Source organism: Sphingomonas sp. LH128, assembly GCF_000293195.2.
In the GTDB taxonomy this organism is placed as follows: Bacteria; Pseudomonadota; Alphaproteobacteria; order Sphingomonadales; family Sphingomonadaceae; genus Novosphingobium; species Novosphingobium resinovorum_A.
Genome location: NZ_ALVC01000017.1, coordinates 24,301 through 41,390, shown reverse-complemented (window position 1 = coordinate 41,390; position 17,090 = coordinate 24,301). Strand labels below are relative to the sequence as shown.

Genomic DNA, 17,090 nt, shown 5'->3' with positions numbered 1-17,090 from the left:
ATCCGCGCGCGGGACCTCCACCGGCTTGCCGACATTGGGAAATGGTAATTGGAGCATGGCGGGTTCCTGCGCTTTATTGCAGGCAGCGACGAAAGGCGACCGGCTTGCCGTCGGCGGTCTCCCGCCAAAGAAGCCGAACGCAGCGTCGATGCCGGCCCGCCGGATCCTGCAATGGAGTATCCTGCATGAAGTGCACTTCCCCCCGCCTTGCCGCGATGGCCATCGCCATCCTTGGAGGGACCGTCTCGATGGCGGCGCTCGCTGCGCCTCAACATCTTGCAACGCCTGCCCATGCTCCGAAGGCGACTGCGCTCGTGGCGCATACCATGACGCGAAACCCTGGCCTGCTCGACATTCTGCTGCATGTGACCCCGCCGGGCTCGAATACGAATTCGGTCGTGGCGGCGCATCTTCCCGATGATCTGGGTGAAATTTCCGGGGACGATGATGTCGGAGTGGCCCGGACCGGCAAGCCGCTGGTCGAAGTGCAGAAGGATGGCGTTCGCATCGGAGTGCTGCTGCAACTGCGCGATGCCCGGCGTCGGCCGATCGGTGCCGTGGGAATCATGGCGCCCTGGCACGAAGGCGACAGCCAGAAGGCTGCTCTGGAGCGTGCGGTACGCATTCGTGACGAAATGGCGCGGCAAATCCCGTCACGCGCCGCGTTGTTCCGGTAGGGGCGCCCCCATGCCCCTTGGCAGGTCGGTATTTCCCCCATGATGCCGGCCTGCCACCCTCGTCCAATCCGGCCCGGTATGGTCTTGCGCCATGGCCGGGCCGGATTGATCTGCATCAGCCGTGATGGCTGGCCGGTGCCATGACGAGAATGTGGAAGCTGCCCGGCACGATCGTTCCCCTTCCTCCGTTCGTGGCTGGCGTGAAGCTGGCAGCGGGAAGGAACAGCCGGCCGGTGGCGGGATCGTAGGCACCGGTGCGCGCGCTCGTCTCCGACTTCGAGGTCGATGCCGGCATGGCCTTGCGCCCCTTGAGAGCGATGACCGAGACAGTGCCGCTCTTGCCGCAGGGCACGATGAAGCGCTTGTGCTGCCCGTCCCAGATGGCGGTGTCCGGACCCAGGCCGATCGAAAGCAGGGCGACCTGCTTGCCGGTGTGGGTATCGACCAGGGAAGCCTTGCCGTTGGCGCATGCGCTAAGCGCCAGGCCCGTGCTCGGATCGAGCGCGAGACCGGTGGGGCCAGTGCAGCCGGGCAGGGCGATGATGCCGCTCATGCGGCCCGCCTGCGTATCGACCAGTTCGATCTCGTTTTCGTCCTCGTTGTTGACGGCGATCTTGCCGGGCGCATATTCGACGGCGACTTCGAGCCCCGGCTTGACCGGGATACGCGCGGTTTCCTTGTAGGTGACAAGGTCGATCACCGAGACGGCGCCGCCGGCGGCATCCATGACGTAGCCGGTGTGGCCGTCGGGCGAAATCAGTTCGGCATCGGGATCTTCACCGATCGCGATGTTGGCGATCTGCTCTCCCGTCGAAGCATCGAGGATACGCGCGCTGGCGTCCTTCTTGCTGCTGACGAGCAGGGAATTGGTGCCCGGGATCGGCAGGACGCCGTGGGCATAGGCAATTTTCCCGATGGCCTTGACCGGTTGGCGGGCGTCCGGATCGACCACCAGCACGTCGTTGCCATGGGCGACTAGCAGCCGGTGCGTCGCCGCGTCCCAGGTCGCGAAATCCCAGCTGTCGTCACCTGCCGGGATGCTGGCGGACCTGACGAAGGCAGAAGCGGGGGCGCGGGCAGGCGCTGCCTGTGCCGGGGTTGCCAGTGCCGCGGCGAGCGCGGCCGATCCGCAGAGGCCAAGTATCCCGGCCAGCGTCTTGGGGGATGAGCTGATCATGTCTGAGAAAATCCTTGATAATGCCGTTGAGTTGGGCCCCGCGCTTCTTGAAGCGGCGCATGCGGGGCGGTGCAAGTTGGCTATTCCCAACGATGGGGGCAGGCGGGCGCGCAGGGGCTGCCCGCCCGCCCGCTCAGCCTTTAGAAATGCAGCTTTGCACCCAGTTCGAGCGTCAGGTCATAGAACTCGCGCTGGATGGGACGATTGGGGGTGCCCTCGTAGAAGCGCAAAGGCGCGTTGGTGAGGTTCTTGGCGTTGGCGTAGAACTGCAGGTTTTGCGTCACGTCGTAACTGGCGTTCGCGTCGAGCGTGGTGCGGCTGTCCTGGAATACGTCGGTGGCCCTGGTGCTGCCGATGCCGAACAACACGTGGCTCTCGAATTGCGATGCCAGGCGCAGCTTGACCGGGCCGCGTTCGTAGAAGACCGCCGCGTTCCAGGTCCATCCGAAGGTCCCGGGCATGGCCACGGTCTCGCCGGGCCGCAAGGCCACCTTGCTGTTGGCGTATGTGAAGTTGCCGTCGATACCAAGGCCGCCGAGCAGGCCGGGCAAGCGGGTGAAGTGATCGACGAACTGGCCCTCGATCCCGCGAACACGAGCGTGCGAGACGTTGGCATAGCTCTGGACAAGGAAGATCTGCGACTGGCTCAGTCCCGGATAGCCGGTCTGACGCGAGGCAAAGGTCACTATGTAGTTCCTGAGTTCCTCGTCGAACGCGCCCAGCGAGATGATGCCGTGGCCGGGCAGATAGTACTCGGCGCTGACATCGAAGTTATTGGAGGTGATCGGCTTCAGGTCGGGGTTCCCGGTGGAAACCACCGAGTTGCCGACGTCGATACCGGTCGATTGCTGCGTCTGGTAGAAGCCGGGGCGGGCGATGGCCGTCGAATAGGTCGCGCGCAGGACCGCCCGGTCGGTGGGCTGATAGCGCAGTTGCAGCGTCGGGAAGACGTTGTCGTAGCTGCGGTTCGTCGTGATCTGTCCGTGCACGACGCTACCGGCGCTCACGTAGTCTCCGATGCCGCTGTAGCTTGCCTTGGTGTGTTCCCAGCGTAACCCGGCCAGGACGCCGAGCGGTCCAAAAGTGCCGCGGTATTGTGCAAAGGCGGCGCTCACGTCCTCGTGATCGTCGAAATAGTTGCCTTCGTCGAGCGCCATTGCAGTCGAGCCGTAGAGATTGCGAAGGGCGGTATTGCCGATGCTCGGACCGATCGAATAGCCGTTGCCGTAGAAGTCATCGACGGTGTTGAGCGAGGCATTGTCGCTGAGCAGATAAGTCGAGCCGGGGGTCAACGTGCCGGAGTACGGAAGCGCGACCTTGTGCCGGTAGCGCAGCTTGCCGCCTACCTTGAGTTCGTCGCCCGCAGCCAGGCCGACCGGAACCGCGACGCTGGCGGCGTAGCTGTATTCCTCGTCGCGATCGTGTTCGACCGCGTTGGAAATCTTGCTCAGTGCGTAGTTCGAAGGCGCGTAGAAGCCGCTGCCGGAGGTGATGGCGAACGCGGGGTAATCGGGGTTGGTGATGTTGTCGTAAGTGCTGGTGTAGTCGTTGGGGTTTTCGTAGGTCGAGTTGTAGTCGTAGTGCTTGTCGTACGTCGCCCGCGAATAGGCGGCGAAATATTCCAGATGCGCTACGCCGATATGGTTGTCGCCGCCGCCCTGGATGACGAGGTTCTTGTGGGTCTCGTCGTAGTCGCGCAAAGTCTTCACGCCGTTGGTCTGCTGGGCGACGAAGCCGTTGGGATTTTTCGGGTCTATGGACTGGACGCCGTTGAAGTCGGTTTCCAGGCGGTTGCGGAAAGCATGTTCGTTGTAGCCGGCTAGGCTGGCGCGCAGGTAGAAGCGCTGCTGGCTGTCCGGCGTGAAGTCGAGCTCGCCCGAGTAGCCGAAGCGCCGGCGATCGTAGGCGTATCGACGCATCTCCAGGGCACTGTAGGCTTTGTCGGGCGCGACGCTGGTGTCGTCTACGTAAGCGGCCTCAAGGTCGTCGAAACTGCGCTTGTCGTTGTAGAGGTACTGGCTGAGCACGAAGGAGAACGGCGCGTCGCCATCGGCGTTGGTCCCGCCGAAAGGTGCTCCGACGACGATTTCGTCGCGGTACAGGCCGGTGTTGCGATCCGTCTCGATGCCGCTGCCCAGGGTGATTTCGGCGAAGGGCTTTTTCGTGCCGATCGCGGTGCGTGGCACGAGGTTGACCTGGCCACCGATGCCTTCGGCGTCATGGTCGGGCAGCCCGGACTTGGTGACGATGATCTGGTCGATTGCGCCGATCGGGATCGTATCGAATTCGACCGCTCGGCCCGCGGCGTTGAAATAGGTGCCTCCCGGCTGCGTGTTAAGAAGGACCACGCCTCCGAAGTTCGCGCCGTTGAGATTCCCGTCAAGGCCGCGGATGTTCACGAACCTGCCTTCGCCCGTGTCGATCGAGAGTGCTACGCCCGGCATGCGGCTAAGTGCTTCGGCCGCGTTCACGTCGGGATACCGGGCGATGGCTTCGGCTGACTGGATGGCGACCAGATTGGGCGCCGCCTTTTGCACGTCGCGCGCCGTCTTGGCTTGGCGAGCCTCGCTGACGACGATGGTGGAACCGTCGTCATTGTCCTCCGCGCGGGCCGGCGCCGCAAACACGATAGGCATGATGCATGCCGCCACCGCAGCCGGGATGAGATTTTTTGCTGACACGGATAATTCGCTCCTGAGACCCAAGCGTGTCAGCTGAACTCGATCTGTGACGCTCCTGTTATGATTCCGGGCGTAGAATTAATGATTCCCAACATTTGGTCCGAGCTTTCCAGTTTTCCCCTTGCGCGGGGCGTGACCGACGTGGCGGGAACCGCCGAGGCTGATCAATGCCTCGCTGACCGGCGCCACCGAGAAGTAAGCGGAGCCTGCGCCCCATCTTGTGGGTGTGAAGCGCATGGGCGTCGCCGCACAGCACTTTGTCGGTGATCTCGGCAAGATGCGGCGCAATGTCGCCGAAGGATTTGCGGGCGTTGGTAGGTTCGGTAGTCATCGTCTTCGCTCCTGCTATGGGCGGCCACGGGATGGTGGCGGCAGCGGTTATCGAGATCGCGGTTCGCCGGCTGAAGATGGCGTCCGGCATCATCAGTGCGCGGTAAAGCCGCCGTCGACCGGCAGCGCGGCGCCGATCACGAAGCTTGCTGCCGGACTGCACAGCCACAGCACGGCGGCGGCGCCTTTATCACAGGCAGCGACTTTCTGATCGACGGCGGCACCGCTGCTGTTCACTGGTACGGATAACCATGTCGCGGCCTTCGCACGGAACTGGCGTGAGGATTATCACCGGCAGCAGCAGATGAGCGGCCGCGGAACGTTCGTGCCGCTGTCGTTCGTACCGGATGAAGCCTTTCAGTTCGACTAGAGTGAGGACTGGGCGATCCTTACGGGGGTGCGCACGAAGCTGCAGGCGGCGCACCTCAAATTGAATGGCAGCCGGGCCTTCTTCGTGGGGGCTTATCTGCTGATGCGCTGCGCGCCGGAACGCTGGTCCGCGTGTTGCCTGAATGACGCGGGCGCAGGGCATCGTCCATCTGGTCGTCACGACCCGGCGCGGACTGCCGCCGGCTGTCCGCGCGCGGATTGTCCTGCCGTGCCTCAGGCACCACCCGGCAGCGGAGCGGCCGGATCGACGAGCCCGGCGACGCGCAGTTCGTGCCAGAAGTCCACCGGCACCGTCTCGCCAAGCGCCGCGCTGTCCTCGGCGATGCGGCCCGGCCGGCTGGCGCCCGGGATCACCGCCGCTACCGCCGGATTGGCAAGCGAGAACTGCAGCCCGGCCGCCTTCATGCTGATCCCGTGGCGATCGGCGATGGCCTTGATCCGTGCGACCCGCTCGAGGATATCGGGCGTCGCCGGAGCATATTCGAAGTTCGGTCCGCCGACGAGCGCACCCGAACTGTACGGCCCTCCGACCACGATCCCGGCCCCGCGCGCGGCAGCCAGCGGCATCACGCGCTGCAGCGCCTGGCCATGGTCGAGCAGCGTGTAGCGGCCGGCAAGCAGGAAGGCGTCGGGGCGCGGTTCCTCCAGGCCGAGCACGAGTTCGATCGGCTCGACCTTGTTGACGCCCAGACCCCAGGCCCTGATCGTACCTTCGTCCCGCAGGCGGTCGAGCGCCCGGAATGCGCCGGTGCGGGCTTCCTCGAATTTCGCCAGCCACAGATCGCCCCAGAAGTCCTGGGCAAGATCATGGACGAATGCGATTTCGATATGGTCGGTCCGCAGGCGCTTCAGGCTGTCCTCGATCGAGCGCAGCGTCGCGTCGTAGGTGTAGTCGTTGACGATCTGATTGGCGCGGCCATGGGCGAACACCCGGGCCTTTTCGCCCTGCTGGCGGGCGCTGACGTCCTCCAGTTCGTCAAGGATGATGCGGCCGACCTTGGTGCTGATGACGTACTGGTCGCGCGGCTTGCCCGCCAATGCCTCGCCCATGCGCAGTTCGGCAAGGCCGGCGCCGTAGAAGGGCGCATTGTCGTAATAGCGGATGCCGTCGTTCCAGGCGGCTTCGACCGTGGCGAGCGCCTCGTCCTCGGGAATGTCGCGGAACATGTTGCCGAGCGGCGCGGCACCGAAGCCGAGCTTGCCCGGCAGGATATCTTGGAGAGCCATGGTCAGGGGTCCTTTCAGGCGACCGCCAGCGGATCGAGCGTCAGCGCGACACGATCGGCAAGGTCGTTGATGTGCGACAGGTAATTCTGGAAGTGCGGACTGGCGCGGTGCGCCTCGATCGCGGCCTTGTCTCTATAGAGTTCGTCGAGAGCGAACCGGTCGGGCGCAGCCTGATCGGCCCAGAGGTCATAGCGCAGGTTGCCCGCCTCGGCGCGGCTGGGTGCGATCATGCCGTCGAGCAGGGCGCGCAGCGCTTCTCCCTGGCCGGGCCTGGCGGTGAGGATTGCCATGATCTTGATGGTATCGGTCATCTTTCCTGTCCTTGCTGGCGGTCCGGCGGGGCCAATGCGAAGTGCCCCGCCGGTCATACGTGTCTTCAAGCATCTGTCTCTTGCGAGGCCCGGTCGAGCGCTTCGATCAAGGCCCGCGCGACTTGGTGGTCCGAGCGGGGGTTCTGCCCGGTAATGAGTTCGCGGTCGATGACGACGTGGGGTTCGAAGTCGACTGGCGTGACGATCACCTCGCCGCCCGCATCGCTCAGCGCCTGCGGCATGGAAAAATACAGCTTGGCCTGGAGCACCTGCTCCTCGACATAGGTTTCCTCCGAGGCGGAGAAGATCGTCATCCGGTAGCCGGCATAAGGCCACTCCGCAGCCAGTTCCCGCGCACCGGCGTCATCTCCGGCGATCAGCGCGGCACGGAAGGCCGGCGCATTCGCCATCGCCGAAACCAGCGCGATCGGGCCATGGCAAAGCAGGGCGGTCGGCCTGGACTTGGCATGGAAATGCCGCAGGATCGTGCCGGTCTCGGCGTCCTGCATCAGATCGACTACGGGGGCCTGACCACCCGGCACGAACACGCCGGCGAACTGGTCGAGGCCATCGGCGATCACGGCGCGCAGTGTGCGCACTGCGTTCATCGACGGATCGTTCGCGTAGAACGCCTTCGCCTGCTCATAGGCCGCGACGTCGTCGTCGAAGTGCATGGCGGAATCCGAGGCGGGGTCGATGATCGGCTTGGTGCCGTTCGGCGTCGCGAGCACCAGTTCGTAACCGGCCGCGATCAGGGCCATCGCCGGCACCACCGTTTCGTTGAGGTACTGTCCGGTCGCAGCGTGGCCGCCCAGAACCTCGATTTGCGTGGCATTGGAGCCAAGTACGAGCACTTTACCCTTGGTCATCTGAACCTCCTTCGATTGTCAGCATCCGGCGACGATCCGCCGATGCCCCGAAGATGGCGTGTTCGTGGCTATTCCAGAACTTTATTTCTTGGATTTTAGATATACCGATGAGATGATGACTGGATGCGTTACGATCTCAATCTGCTGCCGATCTTCGTGGCATTGATGGAGGAGCGCAACGTGACCCGCGCCGCCATTCGTCTGGGCATGACGCAGCCGGCTCTCTCCAATGCGCTCGGCCGGTTGCGGGCCATGCTGCAGGACCAGCTTTTCATTCGCGAGCGCTATGGAATCCAGCCGACACCCATCGCTCTCGAACTGGCGCCGGGGATCGCCGAGGCGCTTGCCCGGCTCGACGATGCGGTGCTCGGCCAGCAGGATTTCGATCCTGCGCGGGCCGAGCGGCTCTTCACGATCGCGCCCAACGGCTATGTCGAGTTCGTGCTGGTCCCGGCGATCGTCGCGAAACTCGCCGAGGTGGCACCGGGCATCAAGCTGCGGCTTACCCCCTATGGCAATGACCTTACCGAAACCGGGGCCATCTCCGGCACGACGGCGATGGTACTTGGCCGGATCGTCGATCCGCCGGACAATCTCGTCGTCCAGCACCTGATGGACGAGAGCCTGGAATGCGTGGTGCGTGCGGATCATCCGGAGGTCGGCGATGCCATCACCCGCGAGCAGTTCGAGCGGCTGCGCCATGTCAACGTGATGCCGCCCGGCCGCGTCCGCTCCGGCGTGTTCCAGGCGCTGGCCCAGCAGCAGTTGAAGCGCGACGTGGCGATCTCCGTCACGAACTTCTTCGCGGTGGCAGAGATGGTCGCGGTGACCGATTACTGCACCACTCTGCCGCGATTGATCTGCAGTCGGCTCAAGCACGACCCGCGGTTGAAAGTGCTGCCCGCTCCAGTCGATCTCGGCACCTTTCCGGTCCAGATGGCCTGGCACGTCCGCTATCGGCACGACCCGGCACATCGCTGGCTGCGATCCTTGATCACCGACGTGGTGCGGCGCTTCGAAGCCGAAGGTACTTCCTAATCGACGTCGATGGTCAAAGGCCGTTCAGCTCGTAACGGTTTCGGCCGTTGCGTTTCGCACTGTACAAGGCGGCGTCGGCCTGAGCGAACACCTGCGCCGGGTCGGCCGGGACGGATCCGGCATTCGCTCCGACGATCCCGATGCTGGCGGTGATCCGTCCATGAACGCTGGCCGGATGGGCGATCGCAAGGGCTTCGATTGCTCGCTGGCAGTTGGCGGCCACTGCGATTGCACCCCTGGCATCGGTATCAGGCAGGATGAGCACGAACTCTTCGCCGCCATAGCGGCAGGCGAGATCGCTGGCGCGGCGCAGGCATGTTCCAAGTGCATCGGCGACGAGCCGCAGGCATCGATCGCCTTCCTGATGACCGAGGCTGTCGTTGTAGGGCTTGAACCAGTCGATATCCACGATGAGCAGCGCAAGCGGTGTTGCCGAGCGCCTTGCCCGCCTGACTTCACGATCCAGAGCGGCATCGAAGCCACGCCTGTTCAGCAGTCCGGTAAGGTGGTCCTGGCGCGATTCCACTAGAAGGCGTCGACGCGAAGTGCGGAGCACCCGTTCGATCCGGAGGCTGCGGGTCACGTCCATGGCGATGGTCAGCAATGCGGAAATGCCGAGGTCGGCGTGTCGTACCGGATGAAACGTGACGGCGTAATCCCGCCCGCCCAGCATGAACCGGTGGTCGGGAAGAGGCAGGCCAAGGTCGGCCAGTTCGAAGCATCGGCGCAGCACCGGCGCGGCGCCGGGGACGAGGTCGCCGGCTTGCCGATCCAGCAGCGTGGGCATGCCGAACATCGCTGCAGCCGCTTCGCTGGCCTTGCCGATTGTAAGATCGCGATCGAGCATGCAGGCCGCCAGCGACGTCGATCCGAACAGGTGTTCCACGATCCTCCAGGGGCGCTCGCAACGGAAATACTGCAGCCGTTTATCCGGCCCCGCCAACCATCGCCTTGTTCTCTAGGGAGTTTCCCTAGTTAGCTTGAGGGGCGGCATAAGCGCCGTGCTCGGAGACTGTCATGTAAAGAAATGCAAAATCGGACCTGCCCTTGTTCGAGACACCACCTGTAAAACATTGCAAAGCCCGGCCGCGCCGCCTCGCAATCGGCATCGGCACTGCTATGGCGAAGTCTCGGCCCTGCGCAGGGGCAACAAAGGGCAGCCGTGCGGATAGCGATACTTGAGGACGATGTGGCCCTGGCAGGGCTTGTGGAGATGACGCTCGCAGAGGCGGGCCATTCCTGCGAAGTGTTCGGCGACGGTCAGGTTCTCGTGCGGGCGTTGCACCGATCGACTTACGACGTCCTCATCCTCGACTGGAACGTGCCGGGCTTGTCCGGGCTCGAAGTCATATCCTGGGTACGCGAAAATCTGGAGATCGCCCCGCCCTCGCTGATGCTCACCAGCAGGTCGGCGGAAGAGGATATCGTCGCCGGGCTCACCGCCGGTGCGGATGACTACGTGATCAAGCCGGTCGCGCCGGTGGTCCTCAAGGCGAGGATCAGCGCCCTGGCGCGTCGGGCTTATCCCGCGGCCCTTTCGGGCTTCGAGCACTACGGCAGCTATTGCTTCGATACGCGGGCCGAGACGGTCGAACTCTCCGGAGAGCCGATTGCTCTGACCGCGAAGGAATTCGCGCTGGCGCTGCTCCTGTTCAGGAACATGCACCGCGCTCTGGCGCGCGCCTACATTTTCGAAGCCGTATGGGGACGCAACCCGAACCTCCCCACTAGAACCCTCGACGTGCACATCTCAAACGTCAGGACCAAGCTGCATCTTCGCCCGGATAACGGCGTCAAGCTGGTCCCGATCTACTCGTATGGATATCGACTTGAAGCCCTGGCATCTTAGAACCCGCGCATGGGCGAGCGCCGCCCTCCTGCTGCTGGCGGCGGTTCCCGGCGGGATGGCCGTCGCCCGGCCCGACGGCTCTGCGGTGGTGGAGCCGGCGCGTCCTGATGTGCGTTATGTGGTCCGGCCCGGAGACAACCTCTTTCGGCTGGCCGCCAACTACTTCATCCGCACCGAAGACTATCGCATCGTCCAACGGCTCAACCGGGTGGCGGATCCGCTGCGGTTGCCGGTGGGCATGGTGCTCGTCATCCCGCGCGAACTACTGAGGCACGAGCCGGTGAGGGGAACCGTGCACAGCGTTCGCGGCGCGGTGCGGATCGGCGGCAAGCCGGCGGCCGTCGGCATGACGGTGGGCGAGGGGATGCTCATCGAGACCGGGCAGAAGTCCTTTGTCACGCTCGCCTTGCCCGACGCGACGACCATCGCCCTGCCGTCGCAGTCGGCGGTGCGCGTGCAGCGCCTGCGCCGGCTGGTGTTCGACAGCCACGTCGAGCGGCTGTTCGGCATCGAACGGGGCGGTGCGAGCGCCACCGTCACGCCGATGACCGACCCGCAGAGCGATTTCCGGTTCTCGACCCCCCGGGCCATTACCTCGGTGCGCGGCACGAAGTTCCGGATGGCCTATGATGCCGACGCCGGGCTGGCGACGAGCGAGGTTCTGGAAGGCAAGGTCGGTTTCGATGCCGAGGCGAACGAGACTCAGACGCTGCCCGCAGGCTTCGGAACGACGAGTGAACTGTCGGAGCCGGTCGCCCTGCTGCCTGCTCCCGAACTGCTTGGGCCGGACGCGGCCCAGACCGGCGAGGGCCTGCACTTCGCCCTGAAGCCGTTGCCCGGCGCCACGGCGTACCACGTGCAGATCGCCGCCGACGCAAGATTCCTCGAGGTTCTGGACGAGGCGACCAGCAAATCTGCAGAGGTGCGGTTCGCCTCGCTGCCCGATGGCGCCTACTTCGTGCGGGCAACGGCTATCGACCGTAACGAACTGGAGGGCGTACCCGCGACGTTCTCCTTCCAGCGCCGTCTCGAAGGTCTGCGCATGGGCATCGAGATGGGTTGGGCGGGGCCGTATCGCCAATACCTGTTCTGGTGGAACGCGCACGATGTGTCGGGCGCACGGTTCCGCTTCCAGCTTGCCAAGGCAGGCCGGGAGGCAAAGCCGCTGGTCGATCTGCCCGAACTCTCGAACACGTCCCAGCCGGTGATCGATCTGCCGCGCGGCCGCTATCGCTGGCGCGTGCAGACAAGCCGGATCGTCGACGGCAAGGTCAGCACCCAATGGTCGGACTACGGCGAGTTGAGGGTAGAGGGGAACTGGTGAGGCTACGGCGGCATCTCAAGCTGCGTACCCAGTGGTGGCTGATTGTCATCGTCACCAGCCTGCTGGTCATGCTCATGACGATGGACCGCACGATGGAGCGGTTCGACAACGGCATCTACGATCACCTGCTGCAACTCGTTCCGTCGCCGTCGTCCGATGCGATCCTGCTGGTCGAGATCGATGACGACAGCGTGGGAAGGATCGGTCGCTGGCCATGGAACCGCGCGACCCATGCCGCGCTCATCGATCGGCTCAACGCGGCGGGGGCGAAGGCGATCGGCTACGATGTGCTTTTCACCGAGCCGACCGATGCGGCCAACGACGATGCGCTGGCAGGCGCGATGGCCCGGGCTATGGCGGGCGGTGCTCCCGTCTTCCTGCCGGTCCTGCCGGGTGCTTCATCCGAAAACGACGCCACGACCATCCTTCCGATAGAATCGCTTCGTAAGGCTGCCGCCGGGATCGGCGCCGCCACCATCGCGCCGGATGCGGACGGTGTCGTGCGCGCGGCGCCGCGTTCGGATGAAGGGCCTGACGGGGCGCGGCTGCTGATGCGCGTCATGGCGCAATCCCTTGCCGGGGGTGGGCATGTCTCATCGCAGGCCGGGCTGATACCGTTCGGCGGTGGCACCGGGCGTTGGCCGGAGGTTTCGGCCGCAGCGGTTCTGGCCGGGGAAGTGCCCGCCGAACTGTTGAAGGGCAAGATCGTGCTCGTCGGCGTGACGGCGTCGGGCCTCGGCAGCCGGTACGCAACGCCTGCCGGCGGCGTGATGTCCGGGCTTGAGATCCAGGCTTATCTGCTTCAGGGGCTGCGCGGCGGCACGATGATGACGCAGGCCGACCTGTCCGCCTGCCTGATCGCGGGACTGCTGCCGCTGTGGATGCTGATGATGGGGCTGGGGCCGTTCAGGCGGATGCCGGCGCTGACCTGCCTGGCGCTGTGCTCGGCGCTGGTGCTGGGCCTCTCGCTTTGCGCCCTGATACTGCTGCGCATCTGGCTGCCGCCTTCTGCTGCGTTGGCCGGGCTGGTGCTGGCCTATCCCGTCTGGGGCTGGAGACAGCTCGCGGCGACCGAAAGGTTCATGCGCACGCAGCTCGAACGCCTGCAGGAACAGCCCATGCTCGTTCCGCAAAGGAACGTCGTTCATACCGAGAGGGGCGTCGCCTACACGATCGCACTGTTGAATGCAGCTATCACCCGCAACCGGGAGATGCGCCATTTCGTGGCCGATCGCCTCGACCAGTTGCCGGACGCGACGATCGTGGCCGATCTGAACGGCGACATCCTGCTGGCGAATGTCGCCGCGCGCAAGCTCTTCGCCAGCCCGGATGGAGGACTGGAAGAGAAGACCGGCGCGGTCTCGATCCTGAGCCGTTGCCGCCTCATCGGCAGCGGCGATCCGGTTCGCTTTCCTCCGTCCGCTGAGGAACCGCTCGCTTGCGAGGTCCAGCTCGATCAGGGGCGCTTCTTCCTTCTCGGGATGGCGGGACAGACTTCGGCGGAGGGTACGCGCGTCGGCTGGGTCATCCGCTTCGTCGACATCAGCGACGCCAAGACCGCGCAGAAACAACGCGACGACGTGGTGCAACTGCTCACCCACGACATGCGCTCACCCCAGGCGTCCATTCTGGCCGTGCTTGAAACCGCGCCTGCAGACCGCATTGCGGCCAGGGAATCCGGCGTGATCCGGCACTACGCGGAACGCACCCTGCAACTCGCGGACGGCTTCGTCCAACTGGCCCGCGCCGAGAATCTGGAGTACGCCCTAGAGGAGGTGGACCTCGGCGACATGCTGATGGATGCGATCGACGATCTCTGGCCGCAATCGAAGGCCAAATCGATCGGCATCGTAACCCACGCGGACGAGCGGCTGCTGGTCACGGTCGAGCGCTCGTTGCTGACCAGAGTGCTGGTCAACGTCATCGGCAATGCCATCAAGTACAGCGCGGAAGGGACCACGATCACCTGCTCGCTGTCCTGTCAGCCGCGTGGCGATGGGGCGTACTGGGCAGTGTGCGCGATCGAGGATCAGGGGCCGGGCATAGAGCCGGGTCTGCGGCAGGCGATCTTCGAGCGCTTTCGCCGCGGACCGGTTGGCCTGGGGCCGAGGATCAACGGTGCGGGTCTGGGGCTCAGCTTCGCTCACACGGTGATGACCCGCCATCACGGACTAATCGAATGCCAGAGCGAACCGGGACGCGGCACCGCGTTTCTGCTGAAGCTGCCTCTGCACCCCAATCCTGCGTCGACGGATTGCACTCCATGATCGGTGACGAGCCTTGTCAGGGCGGCAACGGGCTCGGCTATCGACGCATCCAATAATCGGACCATTCCGTGGGCACTGCAGCCTCAGCAAGGTCTTTCGTTACGTCGAGCTTTGATTAGAGTAACCTGAAATCGCCACAGCGCTTTGACAGAATCTCAAAATTCAAGATAACAGGTCCCTTAATTGGTCGTATCCCCGATTGCCTCAGCAACGGGAGGCCGCCGCACGAGAGAAACGTGACCCGCGATCAGTCGGGGCGGGCAATCATCGGTGAGCGCGAACCGCGTCTCGCTCGGAGGGAGAGAAAATGAAGAAGACCGCGCTGGTGCTCCTGGCATCCACCACGCTTGCGACGACCCCGCTACAGGCGGCTATCGCTCAGGATCAGGGCGGGGACGACAACGCCGGGTCTCCTTCTGCGGGCGACATCATCGTCACCGCACGCCGCGTCGAGGAACGCCTCCAGGACGTGCCGATCTCGATGACGGTGTTCAACCAGAAGGCGCTTGATCGCCAGAACGTGTTCTCCGCCAAGGATCTCGCGACCTACACGCCGTCGCTGACGGCAAACTCGCGGTACGGGGCCGACTTTGCCTCCTTTGCCATCCGCGGGTTCACCCAGGAGGCGCGCACCACGACCTCGGTTGGCGTCTATTTCGCGGATGCGGTCGTGCCGCGTTCCTCGCCCTTGAGCGCCTCGGGCGACGGTGCGGGCCCGGGCCATCTGTTCGACCTGCAAAGCGTCCAGGTTCTCAAGGGGCCGCAGGGGACCCTGTTCGGTCGCAATACGACCGGCGGCGCGGTTGTCCTCGTCCCCAATCGCCCGACCTACGACTTCGAGGGATATGTCGAGGCGTCCGCCGGCAACTACGATATGAAACGCGTGCAGGCAGTGCTCAACCTGCCCGTCAGCGAGAGCTTCCGACTGCGTTTCGGCGTCGATACGCAGGAGCGCGACGGCTATCTGCGCAACATCTCGGGTGTCGGTCCTCGCGATTTCGCGGACGTGGGCTATGTCGCCGCGCGGGTGAGCGCGGTCGCCGACCTCTCGGACAACGTGGAGAACTACACGGTCATCTCCTACACCCGCTCGAAGACCAACGGCGCGGCCTCGAGGACGACCGACTGCTATGCCAGCAGTGCCGCGGGCGTCGCCACCAACGGTCCCAACGGGTACAGTTGCCAGCAAATCCAGCGCGAGCGTGATGCCGGCGACCTCACGGTAACGAACGCCCTGCCATGGGCGTACCAGAAGCTGGAGACCTGGCAGATCGTGAATTCGCTGAAGTGGCAGGTCAGCGACAACCTCACGATCAAGAATATCAACAGCTATGGGCAGATCATTCAGGACCAGGCGATCGACCTGTTCGGCGTATGGGTTCCGCTCGGCAACACGCTGCGGGTTCCGACCAGCACCGCGCCCTATTTCAGGACCGTCAACGTGCCCAGCCAGTATGTCGGGAAGGGCTGGGGCAGCGATACATCGATCAGCCCGCCGGGCCTTCACAGTGGACAGCAGGAGACGTTCACGCAGGAACTGCAGTTTCAGGGCACCAACTTCGGCAGCAACCTGACTTGGCAGGCCGGCCTCTACTATGAGCGCAGCCTGCCGCTCGGCTGGGCGGGCTCGCAGAGCATGAACGGGGTCTTGTGCGACAGTGAAGCGGAGTGGGCGGAATTTGCCTGCACCGATGCCTCGGCCGTCACCGGCGCGGCGACCGCCACGGGCAGCAGAAACTTCAATGTCGGCCGCGTGGCGTTCCGCAACATGGCCGCTTATGCGCAGGGCAGCTACAAGTTGACCTCCGCGCTGACGCTCGATGCCGGCATCCGCTATACCTGGGACAAGACGATGGGCAGTTCCACCAACATGGTGGCGTCCTATGCCGCGGCGACGGGCTGGAACACCCCGACGTTCACGTGCACCAATCCCGCCCTCACGTATGGCGGCTCACCCGCGACGTGCCTCGAGCGCTATAGCCAGAGCTCGAAGGCGCCGACGTGGATGATCGGGCTGAACTACAAGATCATGCCGGACATCATGGTCTGCGCGAAGTATGCAAGAGGCTACCGGCAGGGGTCGGTCAGCCCGCTGGCGGCAGTAGGTTTCAAGACTTACGAGCCCGAGCGCGTCGATGTCTATGAAGGCGGAATCAAGACGAGCTGGCACGGGGCGATGCCGGGCAGTTTCAATCTTTCCGGGTTCTACAACGACTTCCAGGACATGCAGCTGCAGGTCTCGTTCGTCGATACCAACGGCATCGCGCCGAACCTGCCCTCTGGCCCGGCCGTGGTCAACGCCGGCAAGGCGCGGATCTGGGGCCTCGAAGCGGAAGCATCGATCTCTCCGTTCGAGGGCCTCACGCTTCAGGCCAGCTACGCCTATCTCAACACGAAGCTGCTCAAGTTCATTGCGCCGGATCTCTCGACGCAGCCGGTTGGCGGCTACAACCTCGTGGCAAGCACTCCGGTCGAGGGAAGCCGCCTGCAGTTCACGCCGAACCACAAACTCTCGGTCACGGCCAATTACACGCTTCCGCTTCCCGACTCGGTGGGTCAGGTCAGCCTGGGTGCTACGTATGTCTACACTGGCTCGGTCTTTTACGGCAGGGATGCGTCCTTGCCGAACCGGGTCTACAGCGTATTCGCCCCCTCGGATCCCAATTACGATACGCAAGTTGCGCCAAGCTATGACCTGGTCAACTTCAACCTGAATTGGGAGAAGCCGTTCGACGCCCCCGTCGATCTCCAGGTCTTCGTGACGAACGCATTCGACAAGCGGTATTACGAGGCACGCAGCCTTTCGGGTTCGCGCGGCTTCACGTCGCGGTACTACGGTGATCCGCGAATGTATGGTGCGAGAGTGCGCTACACGTTCTGACTGGCAGGATGCACGAAGACGGGCCGAAGCGGGCATTGCCGCTTCGGCCCTCAATTGAAGGCATGTACT

At 64.3% G+C, this 17,090-nt stretch carries 14 protein-coding genes and 1 pseudogene; 8 read left to right on the top strand and 7 right to left on the bottom strand.

The features are described from left to right. Positions 1-185: 185 nt before the first annotated feature. On the top strand, positions 186-677 hold the full coding sequence (locus tag LH128_RS02000) for a hypothetical protein (RefSeq protein WP_008827900.1): 492 nt from the start codon (positions 186-188) through the stop codon (positions 675-677). A gap of 115 nt (positions 678-792) precedes the next feature. Here LH128_RS02000 and LH128_RS01995 read toward each other — a convergent pair whose 3' ends face one another. Next, a complete protein-coding gene (locus LH128_RS01995; RefSeq protein ID WP_008827899.1) occupies positions 793-1,854 on the bottom strand; it encodes a YncE family protein in 1,062 nt (353 codons plus the stop codon). A gap of 140 nt (positions 1,855-1,994) precedes the next feature. Further along, complete coding sequence (locus tag LH128_RS01990; protein WP_172704882.1) at positions 1,995-4,490, bottom strand: TonB-dependent receptor; 2,496 nt, start codon at positions 4,488-4,490, stop codon at positions 1,995-1,997. A 332-nt stretch (positions 4,491-4,822) separates the two neighbouring features. Between LH128_RS01990 and LH128_RS34265 the strand changes: the two genes are divergently transcribed. Beyond that, complete coding sequence (locus LH128_RS34265; protein ID WP_327195021.1) at positions 4,823-4,972, top strand: hypothetical protein; 150 nt, start codon at positions 4,823-4,825, stop codon at positions 4,970-4,972. On the opposite strand, the gene LH128_RS01985 is transcribed toward LH128_RS34265, so the two are convergent. Further along, on the bottom strand, positions 4,959-5,102 hold the full coding sequence (locus LH128_RS01985) for an SDR family oxidoreductase (protein ID WP_008827897.1): 144 nt from the start codon (positions 5,100-5,102) through the stop codon (positions 4,959-4,961). The genes LH128_RS34265 and LH128_RS01985 overlap by 14 nt on opposite strands. Before the next feature lie 10 nt (positions 5,103-5,112). Here LH128_RS01985 and LH128_RS34260 point away from each other — a divergent pair. After that, positions 5,113-5,337: pseudogene (locus LH128_RS34260) on the top strand (IS21 family transposase); the annotation flags it as partial. 131 nt (positions 5,338-5,468) lie between these two features. On the opposite strand, the gene LH128_RS01980 reads toward LH128_RS34260, so the two are convergent. The 3 genes from LH128_RS01980 to LH128_RS01970 all read right to left on the bottom strand — a co-directional run bounded on the left by LH128_RS01980 (position 5,469) and on the right by LH128_RS01970 (position 7,662). Next, positions 5,469-6,482, bottom strand: coding sequence for an aldo/keto reductase (locus LH128_RS01980; RefSeq protein WP_008827896.1), 1,014 nt, complete (start codon positions 6,480-6,482; stop codon positions 5,469-5,471). Between the two features lie 14 nt (positions 6,483-6,496). Further along, positions 6,497-6,793 (bottom strand): putative quinol monooxygenase, encoded by a 297-nt coding sequence (locus LH128_RS01975; RefSeq protein ID WP_008827895.1) that lies wholly within the window; start codon positions 6,791-6,793, stop codon positions 6,497-6,499. A gap of 65 nt (positions 6,794-6,858) precedes the next feature. Then, entirely contained in the window at positions 6,859-7,662 is an 804-nt protein-coding gene (locus LH128_RS01970) for a type 1 glutamine amidotransferase domain-containing protein (protein WP_008827894.1), read from the bottom strand. Between the two features lie 123 nt (positions 7,663-7,785). Here LH128_RS01970 and LH128_RS01965 point away from each other — a divergent pair, with 123 nt between their 5' ends. After that, a complete protein-coding gene (locus LH128_RS01965; RefSeq protein ID WP_008827893.1) occupies positions 7,786-8,700 on the top strand; it encodes a LysR substrate-binding domain-containing protein in 915 nt (304 codons plus the stop codon). A gap of 13 nt (positions 8,701-8,713) precedes the next feature. On the opposite strand, the gene LH128_RS01960 is transcribed toward LH128_RS01965, so the two are convergent. Beyond that, positions 8,714-9,586: a sensor domain-containing diguanylate cyclase gene (locus LH128_RS01960; protein ID WP_008827892.1), complete on the bottom strand. Its 873-nt coding sequence runs from the start codon at positions 9,584-9,586 to the stop codon at positions 8,714-8,716. 276 nt (positions 9,587-9,862) lie between these two features. Here LH128_RS01960 and LH128_RS01955 point away from each other — a divergent pair, with 276 nt between their 5' ends. From LH128_RS01955 to LH128_RS01940, 4 genes are all read left to right on the top strand, one after another. Then, positions 9,863-10,549, top strand: coding sequence for a response regulator transcription factor (locus LH128_RS01955; RefSeq protein ID WP_036530845.1), 687 nt, complete (start codon positions 9,863-9,865; stop codon positions 10,547-10,549). Then, positions 10,530-11,873: a FecR domain-containing protein gene (locus tag LH128_RS01950; RefSeq protein WP_236727511.1), complete on the top strand. Its 1,344-nt coding sequence runs from the start codon at positions 10,530-10,532 to the stop codon at positions 11,871-11,873. Before LH128_RS01955 ends, LH128_RS01950 begins: the two co-directional genes overlap by 20 nt. After that, positions 11,870-14,140 carry a CHASE2 domain-containing protein gene (locus LH128_RS01945; protein WP_008827889.1) on the top strand — a complete coding sequence of 757 codons (2,271 nt, stop codon included), beginning with the start codon at positions 11,870-11,872 and terminating at the stop codon, positions 14,138-14,140. Before LH128_RS01950 ends, LH128_RS01945 begins: the two co-directional genes overlap by 4 nt. Before the next feature lie 307 nt (positions 14,141-14,447). Beyond that, complete coding sequence (locus LH128_RS01940) at positions 14,448-17,021, top strand: TonB-dependent receptor (RefSeq protein WP_008827888.1); 2,574 nt, start codon at positions 14,448-14,450, stop codon at positions 17,019-17,021. The last annotated feature ends 69 nt before the right edge of the window (positions 17,022-17,090 follow it).